The organism is Arthrobacter sp. FW306-1B-G06A (genome assembly GCF_058781765.1).
Window position 1 is genome coordinate 26,968 of the sequence record NZ_JBYSXB010000010.1, and the last position, 11,695, is coordinate 38,662.

Below are 11,695 nucleotides of genomic sequence, written 5' to 3' on the forward strand. Positions count from 1 at the left end.
GGATTGCGGCAGCCGAAGGTCCAAACCATGAGTGGATTCCGAACCGAATCCACAGGGTTATGCACAGTCCGTGGATAATCGGCTACTGAGACACTCTAGGGGATGGAAACTCCAGAAGATAGCTGGGAAGAGGCTTGTGGATAATTACACGGTTGTGGTTCTGAAACGGGGTCTGTGACCGGCTTCATCCACAGGCTGGGGGTGTACTTAGCCACAGCTGGGGATAGCGGGCACCGAGGCTCCCAGTTTGACCTTGGGGGTCTTTTTGCCCTAACGTTGTGAAGTCCTATGTGTCCGCTTTTTGACCACCCGCACTTCCGGTAAATCCGGCGTTGGGCGGCGGCGGATACTCAATAAACTTAGCGTCGGCCAGTTCTTCCCCTTTTGATCGGGTGGGCGCACCTTTGATCCACTGGAGTAACTAACGTGAGCAAGCGGACTTTTCAGCCGAATAACCGCCGTCGGGCCAAGAAGCATGGCTTCCGCCTTCGTATGCGCACCCGTGCCGGCCGCGCCATCCTGGCCGCCCGTCGTGGCAAGGGCCGCGTCGAACTGTCGGCCTAAATAACTGACTCGTCGGTCAGCCTTCCAAGCGAGTCAATAGGTGCTAGCCACCCGTAACCGTCTGCGGACTTCTACCGACTTTTCAACAACTGTACGTTCCGGCGTCCGCAATGGACGCCGGAACTTAGTGTTATATACGGCACCTATCGGTGCCGGAGAACCGAGCCGCATCGGCTTCATCGTTTCCAAAGCTGTCGGGAACGCTGTGACCAGGAACCTCGTTAAGAGGAGACTGAGAGAAGCAGGTGCTTTGTCCTTGAAAAGGCATGGCACGGGTCTTGCTGTTGTGGTCCGGGCGTTGCCGGCGGCTGCGACGGCGAGCTGGGACCAGCTGCTGACGGATTACAACGCCGCCTTGGCGGCAACCACGAAACGGCTCGGCGGATCCTCTCCGCGGGTTGTTTCGCCCACCCAGGGCACCACAACGGAAGGGACACCGCGTGCATGAGCTGAGCTCCGCCGTCGTCCGCTTCTTTAGAGTCGCTCCGAGGATCCTCGGAACATTTCTGTGGGAGCTGCCGCGCAACGTCCTCATCATCTTGTTGAAGACGTACCGCAAGATCATCTCTCCCTTATACGGCCAGGTATGCCGGTTCTTCCCATCCTGCTCGGCATATGCCCTCGAAGCGGTGACGGTACATGGTGCCGTCAAGGGAAGTTGGCTCGCAGTGCGGCGCCTTGCGCGGTGCCACCCCTGGAACGCCGGCGGCGTGGACCACGTCCCCGCCGGACATCGTCACTGGCCCGAAGGCCAGACGCCCACAATTGTTGTACTGAACAACCCGGACCAGTTCCTGGCTGTGTGGTCTGATGAAGACGGTCGCCGCACAGCGGCCTGAGGAAATAGGGAAAACGTATGGACATCTTTGGAACAATTCTGGCCCCGTTCAAGTGGCTAGTGTCCGCGATCATGCTGGGGTTCCACGACGGGCTGAGTTTCATCGGCCTGCCGCCGGAAAACGGCTGGACCTGGACACTGTCCATCATCGGCCTGGTGCTGGTGATCCGTGCCGCCCTGATCCCTGTCTTCGTCAAGCAAATCAAGGCACAGCGCGGTATGCAGCTGCTTCAGCCCGATCTGAAGAAGATGCAGGCGAAGTACAAGGGGAAGACGGACCAGCTCTCCCGCCAGGCGATGGCGCAGGAACAGATGGCGCTGTACAAGAAGCACGGCACCAACCCGTTCTCCGCTTGTTTGCCCATGCTGATCCAGATGCCGTTCTTCTTCGCGCTGTTCCAGGTGCTTTCCGGTATTACCCAGGCCCGCCAGGCCGGCCAGGGTATTGGAGCCTTGAGCCATGAGCAGGTGGTGCAGTTCGACGAGTCCAGCATCTTCGGCGCTCCCCTGTCCGCGTCCCTGCTTCACGGCGGCCCTGCGGGTACCGACCAGACGGTTGTGTGGATACTCTCCATCGTGATGATCCTGGCCATGACGGCGTCGCAGTTCATCACGCAGAAGCAGATCATGGCCAAGAACATGTCCGAAGAGGCCATGGCCAGCCCGTTCATGCGCCAGCAGAAGATGATGCTGTACATCCTGCCGCTCGTCTTCGGCGTCGGTGGCATCAACTTCCCGATCGGTGTGCTCATCTACTGGACCACTACCAACCTGTGGACCATGGGCCAGCAGTTCTTTGTCATCCGCCGCATGCCGACGCCGGGATCCCCCGCAGCCAAGGCACTTGCTGAGCGTCGCGCCGCCAAGGGCCTGCCGTCCATCCCGCTCCTGGGCGGCAAGAAGGACGCAGACGTCGCTGCCGAGGTGGCCGCCGTCGAGGTCAAGGCACAGCAGCGCATCCAGCCACAACGTAAGAACAGGAAGAAGAAGTAATGTCTGTTGAAAGCACCGAAGAGGCAACGGCCACTGCCGCCGAGGAATTGGCGGAAGCCGCGGAAGAAACTTCCGAAGAGGGCGCTGCTGCCGGTAAGGGCACTTCCGTGAGCCGCCTCGAGGAAGAGGGCGACGTCGCCGCAGACTACCTTGAGGAACTCCTCGACATTGCCGACATCGACGGCGACATCGACATTGAGATCCGCAATGGCCGCACCTACATCTCGATCGCAGCCGAAGACGACTCCGAGGGCCTTGAGAGCCTGGTAGGACGCGACGGTGAAGTGCTCGAAGCCCTTCAGGAACTCGCGCGCTTGTCCGTGCTGTCCGCGACCGAGAACCGCTCCCGCCTGGTGCTCGACATCAACGGTTACCGCAAGGAACGCGCCGGCGATCTGCAGCAGATTGCCGAGGACGCCGTGGCGAAGGTCAAGGAGACCGGCGCCCCTGTGGCACTCGAACCCATGAGCGCCTACGAACGCAAGATTGTGCACGACGCTGTTGCGGACCTCGGTTTCGTCTCCGAGTCCGAGGGCGAAGGCGTCGGCCGCCACATCGTGGTTTCGGCCGAATAACGGATCATGGTTGAAATCACGGCAGCCGAACTGCAGGCGGCAGAGAAGATTTTCGGTGACCGGCTTGGCCTCGCCCAGCGGTACGTAGAACATTTGGCGACATCGGGAACCGAGCGCGGGCTGATTGGCCCGCGCGAGGTTCCCCGCCTATGGAGCCGGCACGTTCTCAATTGCGCCGTCATCGAGTCCGCGATTGCCCACGGAAGCCATGTTGCGGACGTCGGTTCCGGTGCGGGGCTTCCCGGCTTGTGCTTGGCGATTGCACGTCCCGATCTTGAACTCACGCTGATCGAGCCGCTGGAGCGGCGCGTCATTTGGCTTCAGGAAGTGGTGGACGACCTCGGGCTGGGCAACGTCACGGTCATGCGCACCCGCGCCGAGCTCGCAGTGGGCATGGTCGACGCGGACGTTGTCACGGCGAGGGCTGTCTCTGCCCTGTCCAAGCTTGCCGGCTTGACCATTCCTTTGCTTAACGGCAAGGGTGAAGTGGTTGCGATCAAGGGCCGCAGTGCTGCCGAGGAGATTGAGCAAGCAGCAAAAGTGATCCGCAGGCTCGGCGGCGTGGAAACGTCCGTTGTGGTTTGTGGGCAGGAGCTCCTGGAAGAACCCACCACAGTGGTGAGGATCGTCGTTAACAAACAGCGGAAGATCGCTTAGCTTCGGCGCTGTGTCCCGCGTGTCCGCAACTGAGCGGTTAAGCTAGAGAACGGCAGCTAGAGCCGAATGAGAGTGAGAGTGTGACAGTGGGCAGTAGCGAAACCTCCACCCAGCGGATCCCGCCATTTATTTCCTTGGGGTCGGCTCGGGCCATGGCTGCACCCTCGGCGTCTTTTGAATCTGCGCTGATGCGTACGAATTCGGTTGCGAACGCCGCTGTTTCACGTGAAACGCTGATCGTCGGACACGACAACGTCATGGACTCCATCGACGACTCCAGCCCTATCGCGCGGCAGCTCGCCAACGAAACCCGACGGCGCGAGCGCCTGGTGGGACGCGAGCTTCCCAAGCCGGAGAAGACCCGCATTTTCACCGTCTCCAATCAAAAAGGCGGCGTCGGAAAGACCACGACGACGGTCAATATTGCGGCTGCCCTCGCTTCCGCTGGGCTCAACGTCCTGGTGATCGACATCGATCCTCAGGGAAATGCGTCCACCGCGCTGGGTATTGAACACCACGCAGACGTCGACAGCATTTACGATGTGCTGATCAACGACCTTCCGCTGCGTGACGTTGTGGCTCCTTGCCCTGATATTCCGAATCTCATCTGTGCGCCGGCGACCATTCACCTGGCGGGCGCCGAAATCGAACTGGTCTCCCTCGTGGCACGCGAGCAGCGCCTGCGCCGGGCAATCGATGTCTATTCGAAGGAGCGCGCGAAGAACGGTGAAGGTCGCCTGGACTTCATCTTCATCGACTGCCCGCCCAGCCTGGGCCTGCTGACCGTCAACGCCTTCTGCGCGGCCAGCGAGGTACTCATCCCGATCCAGTGTGAGTACTACGCCTTGGAGGGCCTGAGCCAGCTCCTCAAGAACATCGAAATGATCCAGAAGCACCTCAATGCTGATCTGGTCGTTTCCACCATTCTCCTCACCATGTACGACGGCCGCACCAATCTGGCCGCGCAGGTGGCTTCCGAAGTCCGTCAACATTTCCCGAACCAGGTTCTTGGCGCAGTGGTTCCCCGCTCCGTGCGTATCTCGGAGGCTCCGAGCTACCAACAGACGGTAATGACTTACGATCCGTCTTCCAGCGGCGCGTTGTCCTACATGGAAGCCGCCGCGGAAATCGCCGAGCGCTAGACTTCCTTAATCACTGCAATATCCTTGGCGGGCTCTATTCTTGCCATTCCACCGGAGGGACATACTAATGAGCGAAAAGCGACGAGGCCTGGGTAGGGGTCTTGGGGCTCTCATTCCCAGCTCCGCTTCGGCCGGTGCATCGGGCAATGGCGCTCCGGCGTCCCGCCCCGTGGACCTCTTCTTCCCTGAGGCGCGCAAAGCCCCGGAGGCGGTGGATACGCCTGCGGTGCCTGAAACCGAAGTAGCGAAGAGTTCCCCCTCTCGAGGCTCTTCGGCCAAGAGTACGACGGCGGCAAAGACGCCTGCTGCGAAGTCGCCATCCGCGAAGGTCACCACTGATGAAGACCCGTCCGCGTCCGAACCGTCCGCGGCTCCTGCCGCTGCTGCTGGGAAAGCAGTTTCTGAATTCGCTCTGACGGAAGCGTCCGAGGTCCAGCTGGTCGAGGTTCCCGGCGCGCGCTTTGCCGAAATCCCGGTCGGGGACATTCATCCCAACCGCAAGCAGCCCCGCAGCGTCTTCGATGAGGACGACATGGCGGAGCTGGTTCACTCCGTCAAAGAAATAGGCGTTCTCCAGCCAATTGTTGTACGTACTTCAACCGAAAAGGGTGGAGAACCGTATGAGCTGGTGATGGGTGAGCGTCGATGGAGGGCTGTACAGGCCGCCGGGCTCGAAACTATCCCGGCGATTGTCCGCGATACCAACGATGACGACCTCCTCCGTGATGCTTTGCTGGAGAACCTCCACCGGAGCCAACTGAACCCCTTGGAAGAAGCAGCTGCTTACCAGCAGCTCCTGGAAGACTTCGGCACCACACACGAGCAGCTGGCTGATCGAATCGGACGTTCGCGTCCCCAGGTGTCCAACACGCTCCGTCTCCTCAAGCTTCCTCCCTTGGTGCAACGGCGCGTTGCAGCCAGCGTGCTCTCGGCCGGCCACGCTCGTGCGCTGCTCGCTCTCCCGGACGCAGCCGCGATGGAGCGTCTCGCTCAGAAGATTGTCTCCGAGGGTATGTCCGTACGGGCTACCGAGGAAGCAGTCGCGTTGTACCAGGATCCTACGGTGCCGCCCAAGAACAGCATCCCGCGCCCCAATGCACGCCATGAGCGTCTCGACTACCTTGCTTCCTCCCTTTCGGATCGACTCGACACAAACGTCAAGATCACCTTGGGTGCGCGTAAGGGCCGGGTCAGTATTGAGTTCGCGAGCGTTGAAGATCTGAACCGCATCATGGATGTATTGTCGCCCGGGGACGAAGGCTAGTCGCTGGATCTCTACGGAATCGGGGTTTGCTTCTAAAGAGGCAAGCCCCCTTTTTCGTTTAACGGTCGATCGAGGCGGGAATCGACATTCGGAGGATATCCGGCCACGTTTCTCGCGCTGACTGGCGACGATTCGCTCCGCGGATGCCCTCGATGTGCATCCGGGGGCTGTGGATGGCTTTTGCAGCAAACTGGGATCCGTTGCCCTTTCTGCAAACGGGGTCAGGTGACGGCCGCCCTTGCCTGGAATGGAGCAACCCGCCACCCGCTCTTCTCAACGATGCTTCGCTGTAAGACTTTCCGCTGCGTCTTATCCCTCGTACGTGGCGCGCCTTCGCGCCCGCGGGGTCGGCGGCAAGCGATCTTCCCGTTTGGAACGATCGGGGCTGCTGCGGATCTAGTCGGGTGTTTCACGCGAAACGAACAGACTTTAGTGCACAGAAGGCAAGAGTCCGCTTATCGTTGACCGGATGAGCTGCAGTTCGAGTCTCTAGTAGGCGATTGAATACTTGGGCGCCTTCTTCCCTGCATCCCTTTCGCACTGATTGAGAGTTCGCCTCCGCTCCTGGCGTGTTCGAGATATGCACCTTCATGTCTCGCCGCCAGGTTCCTTATGGGCCCATACCCCGGCGTTTCACGTGAAACAACACAGCTTGCCGGCCGTCAGATTGACCGTCACCCGGATCTCCCTCGGCTAGAGCGCAGGGGCTTCGCCAACACTTCGCTGCGGACTCAGGTATCTGCTGTCCTGGATCGATTTGTTCTCTGGCGTTCGGTTCAGCTTCGTCCCCTTCTCTCGTGTTGTACCCGCGCGAGGCGGACTTGTGGACAAGAGCTGAACAACGTCCAGCTGACATGTCGTGCGCGCAGAGATCGCGACCATGCCGATCAACGGCACCCGGTATTTAGGGATGGTTCAGAATGCGGGAGCAGCCAGTTAGGGACTCCTTCCCCGCACAGCAGTGGCCACTGTTTCACGTGGAACAGGAAGAGCACCAGACGGGGCCTCGCATAGCTGGAGTTCGACTAATCCCCGTGAGCTCGTTTGGTTAGGACACTAGTCTGTCAGTGGGCCTGTAGCCAGTGCTTCTGTACTGGATAGCGACTTGCCCTGTTTCACGTGAAACGAAGCGGCGCAGTCTGGGCTGTGGGGTTCAGGGCGAGACACCCAAGGTAATTGGTAGTCGACTCGCAGAACGACGTGAATCTCCAAGACGCGGCTTCGTAGCGTGTCTCACCGGCTGGTGGTTTTCCGCTTTGGTTCTTTCAATTCACCGTCCATAAGGTGATGCTTCGGCATTTCGGCGCCGCCATCTGGCCTGTCAAAGGAGCTGGCGCTCTGGCCTAAAGCCACTGAGCGAAACCTCCAGATGGTGGCGATGGCCCGATGATGCCTTCGCATCCGCCATTCTCGAGCGCCGAACTGACTCCTCTCGGCGCTAGCCTCCCCCTGTGGTGGACTACGATCACACTCAGCGCCAGGCCAGTGGGCTGCGCGCGGAAGGCCAAGAAGTAGTTCTGTTGGGCGCTTGATGCCGGCAATCGCGCGTCCGTTCAGCTTCCTCCTCCAATTCCCCTCCAGCGTGAGGTGGGCTTCAATAGCGCTCTGCTCGCGTCAGGGGCAGGCGGGTGCGCGGCTCACTGTGGCGGTTGGGCACCAATAGGTGCAATGCAGAAAGGTGCTCTGCGAGTCTTGAACGCCGAAGGATCAGGGGCCGGTCACGAGTGTGGGAAGGTCGCGGCGGAGTTGCCTCCGACAGCGCACCGTCACGTGAGGGCTTGTAGTTCTCTTGCCGGAGGTGTCTGTCGCATGCGTCGACGACCGATGACGGCAAGCGTAATGTTCGGATCGAGCGCACGCTGAACCCTCGTGAACTCCCACACATGCGACGCGCGGTCGAGGTCGGCGCTCGGATACCGCTTCCCTGTTTAGATAGAAGGTGAGATTGATACAAGCAAAGTGCCCTCTGGGTATACTGCATCTCGCTCCGGAACAGTAGGCCGGTCCGGTCTGGGTAGACATCAACGTTGTTCCATGCCCGATGCAGGTAAGCAGGCAAGACTGCTCACAAACGTCCCGGCCCGTGGGATGGAAGTCGTCCAATTTGTGCCGCCGGCTCGGGCCGTGACTCAAGGACCGGTAGGGTCAGCGGATCCAGACGTAGCCTCACCGCATTCCCACTGTACGCCTGAACTCGCCGGCTTCGTGGGTAGGAGTGTTCTCGTTGGAGCTGAGACCAGCTTCCACGCCGGGAGTCGGACTGGTGATTCGTGCCCTTGTACTAGTCGCGTGATCGCCGGGAAGGAGTTGAAGGAGCGTCTGCTCCCCCAGGCTCGTAACCAGAGTGCGCCCTCGTGCCTTGAATGTGGTCTTACTGCCTCCGGGCCCAACTCTTACTTGGCAGCGCCTTCGCTGTGACCGTTCTTTCGTTGGCTCACGCGTTCGCGTTACGTGAGTGACGCGAGGCAAGGTGGATGGCCGGCAACCCATGCGGAGGAACAAGTATGTTGTTGAAAGCCCTGGAAGCGGTGGCGCGTGTGAACCTGGACCCGCCACGGCATCCTCGTGCCCGCGCGAATCAGGTGGGTGTGGCTCTGAGCACTGGTTGGTGATGCGCAGTGTTTGTGTCCGCTGGTTCACATGACCATCTGAATTTTGGGGTAGTACGCGGACCGGTCCCTCAGCGCGTCATCGTAGGAACACTGAGTCTGCCCCGGCCACTTCATTCGTAAGATCGGCTGGAGATATTGACGGTCCTAAGGGCTGACGATGACGCAAGATGGAGGCGTCGTGTGGAGCTGGCTCCGTGTACGAAAGTGAAAATTTGCTCCGCCCGCAGGATGTGTACACGTCCTGCACCACGAGAAGCCGCTGTTGAAAAGTCTGAGAGCAGCGGTGGATATCTCTGTGGATAACTTTGTTGATAAGTCTGCCAGGTTGAAGTGTAGACAGCGAGCATCGTCTGGGTCTGTATCTGGCTGGCGGTCATAGTCCCTTGAAGCTCGTGTTCTTCGATGGCTCTGTTTCACGTGAAACAGAGCCATGGTCTTGAAGCTGGCCATTTTCACCCGAATTGGGCCTGATTTTGGGCGGTTGATCGCCCTTTGCGAGCATTTCGGGCCCGCGTTCGATCTGATTTGACCTGCGGAGCTGGATGTCGCCTTGATTCGCACTGATCGCGCCCAATACCCGGGTAGGAGGAGTTGTTCGAACTGACCCATTCATGCGGTGGATATCGCTGTGGATAACTTTGTGCATAACTTCTGACTGAACGGTGGATATCCGGCGCAGGCTCGACGCAGCCGCTGTGGAAGGCCGTCCCATGTTAGGGACTAGTATCGCCACTTTGATCGCCGATCGACGGGACCCCACGGGCTCCCAAGCCTAACGTGACCGGCGTTTTGAGCGGCCGGACATAGTCATGTTTCACGTGAAACGACGTCAGCCGACGGAGAAATTCTCGACCCTCAAAGCGGTACCGAGACGTCTCGGATGCAGGTCTGGGAGTACATCAACATGGGCCTTGGACGAAAGGCTGGTCCGCCGAGTCAGTGTCCAGCCACGGGACCAGCGAGTAGTCGCGCCCGCCTTCGATCTAGATCGAAGGCACGGACGCTTGTCCTGAGTCCAGCTTGAGTCCCACTTTCACGGTAGAAAGTTCGGTGGACGATCGCCATGTCCGCGCGACGAGCGAATCCACAGCTATGGGATCTGTGGTCCGGTCTTCAGCCTGCACAACTGGGCACCCTTTCGCTCCAGGATGTGCACTGGTCCTTCAATACACGCTAGACGTTTCGCACCCTGCAAGTACCGAATGCCCTTCATCGCCCCCACGTTCCGCGCTCCGTGCGGTCGAATCGGCGCGTTCCCACTCCTGTCTGTGCCGGGTGTTTAAGCTCATGGAAGCGGTGTCAGGGCGGTATGTCCTGTCCCTATGCGATGTCCGCGGTTGCTGCGTGTCTGGATGATCACCCCCACGAGCCCGCAGTTGGTGTCTGAGTGCCTCCGCGCCGTGAGGCTGCCAGGTCGGAAGGAGGGGCAAATTCAGCCGAAGTCCAGGCAATAGTTCGCCCAGCGGAGGTCCGTCGTCGGTTCTGGGCTCGGGATTCATGAACAAGCACCACTGTTCCCGGTTCGATGCAGAGTTGCCTACGGTGCGGTACTGAGTTGCCTCGGACGACTGTCCTACGTTGGAATTGCGCGTGGAAACTGCCGGACGAGCTTAGTGAGCGGGAGCGTGGCTTCAGCCAGACCGGACCCCATGCCACTTCGAAACACGATCTGTCCATCGGGACTAGCCTTCGAGAGGCAGCCCGCCACGCTCGGGCATGGTTCGGTCGCCTGGTCACGATTCAACCCCCACAATGACGTGAAGGGGGCAAATGGACGTCTGTTATGGCGTGCTGTTTTCCCGGCCGCGGCCGCCGCAGGAGGTGGATGCAATGCTGTTCTTCTTACCCTGTGCGAATGATGGCTGCTGGAGAAGATCCGGGCGGCTGGCCTGAAGGCGTAATCTTCAATGTCGCCCTTGTGGGTTCACCATGCAAGCTGCCCTCGAAGGCAGGCGCGCGGCCGGCGACAGGGCCGCGCGCGAATCTGAACCACCCTCACGCGCCAAGAAGCCAACCTCACGCTGCAAGATGCCAAACATCAGTCCTGGCGCCATTGAGAGGGATGTCTCTGCACAATGCCTTCCCGCACGCCTCACGGTGTATCCAGCCCAAGTGCACCGGTGGATCATCTTCTCTCAGTCCCTTGTCAGCAGCCTTCTTTAAAGTCTCCGATCGGAAAGCTACTGCGGACGCTGCACAGGAAGGGACTGAGTCCTTAGGCGCGGAAGCCCGCATATATGCAGACAGACACACTAAATTGATTGATCGCGGTTCTAAACACCGGTTTACGCAGAAACTGGGCGCCTCGATGCATCATCGCGTCACCGAAGGCGCCGTCTGGACACACCGGGCAGTGCGTGCGACGAAGGCGCCGTCTGGACACACCGGGCAGTGCGTGCGACGAGGGCGCCGTCTGGATACGCCGGGCAGTGCGTGCGACGAACCCAAGACCCAGGCTAATTGCCTTGGCATCCGCAAGATGAAGCGGAGACTACCAAGGACCAGTCATCCCGCGAGTGGGAACTGAAGCTTCTCTCGGCCATGCGTGAGTCGCCGTGTTGACGCATGTCGCGGTGGGACCTTACGCGCGAATCGTCCGCCCGCCCGCACCCAGTCAGCCCGAGTGATGTGCGGGATGCTCTCCGGACAGATCGCCGTTTCACGTGAAACATGAAGCACGGAAGGGCGCGCTGGTGATACGCATATGTACCGGTGTCGAATGGCCCGGAGCGTGCACGTGCACTCAACAAGTGGTGATTCCAAGTGGCGAGCAGGAAGCGGCGTTCAATGGTTCCGAGGAAACGGGAACCTAGCCCAACTTGAGTGCGGCAGCGCTTGAGCCCGCCAGCCCGGAACGTGCCCGCAGCTCTCGTATCGATCAGCAATTGCGTTTCACGTGAAACCGCGTCAGTTTCTGATTTCATGCATTTCTGGCCACTCGGAATTGGAAACCGACGCGCAGTTCGAGGACAAGAGTCGGTAGCTACGTTTCACGTGAAACGGTGGGTGTACCGAGTGCAAAAAGGTACCTGTCTGGAATTGATTCAATT

General features: G+C 60.0%; 8 protein-coding genes. All 8 read left to right on the top strand.

What is annotated here, in order from left to right; translation table 11 throughout:
- Positions 1–426 precede the first annotated feature (426 nt).
- Positions 427–564: a 50S ribosomal protein L34 gene (gene rpmH / locus AC3WJM_RS07280; protein ID WP_011776797.1), complete on the top strand. Its 138-nt coding sequence runs from the start codon at positions 427–429 to the stop codon at positions 562–564.
- Positions 565–604: 40 nt separating this feature from the next.
- A complete protein-coding gene (rnpA, locus tag AC3WJM_RS07285; protein ID WP_084784496.1) occupies positions 605–1,012 on the top strand; it encodes a ribonuclease P protein component in 408 nt (135 codons plus the stop codon).
- Position 1,013: 1 nt separating this feature from the next.
- Positions 1,014–1,403, top strand: coding sequence for a membrane protein insertion efficiency factor YidD (yidD, locus tag AC3WJM_RS07290; RefSeq protein ID WP_306963491.1), 390 nt, complete (start codon positions 1,014–1,016; stop codon positions 1,401–1,403).
- Positions 1,404–1,420: 17 nt separating this feature from the next.
- Positions 1,421–2,395 (top strand): membrane protein insertase YidC, encoded by a 975-nt coding sequence (yidC, locus tag AC3WJM_RS07295; protein ID WP_059388863.1) that lies wholly within the window; start codon positions 1,421–1,423, stop codon positions 2,393–2,395.
- Positions 2,395–2,970 carry a Jag family protein gene (locus AC3WJM_RS07300; RefSeq protein ID WP_492271503.1) on the top strand — a complete coding sequence of 192 codons (576 nt, stop codon included), beginning with the start codon at positions 2,395–2,397 and terminating at the stop codon, positions 2,968–2,970. The genes yidC and AC3WJM_RS07300 overlap by 1 nt, the downstream gene beginning before the upstream one ends.
- A 6-nt stretch (positions 2,971–2,976) precedes the next feature.
- Complete coding sequence (gene rsmG, locus AC3WJM_RS07305; RefSeq protein WP_059388861.1) at positions 2,977–3,627, top strand: 16S rRNA (guanine(527)-N(7))-methyltransferase RsmG; 651 nt, start codon at positions 2,977–2,979, stop codon at positions 3,625–3,627.
- A gap of 86 nt (positions 3,628–3,713) precedes the next feature.
- Positions 3,714–4,769: a ParA family protein gene (locus AC3WJM_RS07310; RefSeq protein ID WP_253257323.1), complete on the top strand. Its 1,056-nt coding sequence runs from the start codon at positions 3,714–3,716 to the stop codon at positions 4,767–4,769.
- A 67-nt stretch (positions 4,770–4,836) separates the two neighbouring features.
- A complete protein-coding gene (locus tag AC3WJM_RS07315; RefSeq protein ID WP_492271504.1) occupies positions 4,837–6,033 on the top strand; it encodes a ParB/RepB/Spo0J family partition protein in 1,197 nt (398 codons plus the stop codon).
- The last annotated feature ends 5,662 nt before the right edge of the window (positions 6,034–11,695 follow it).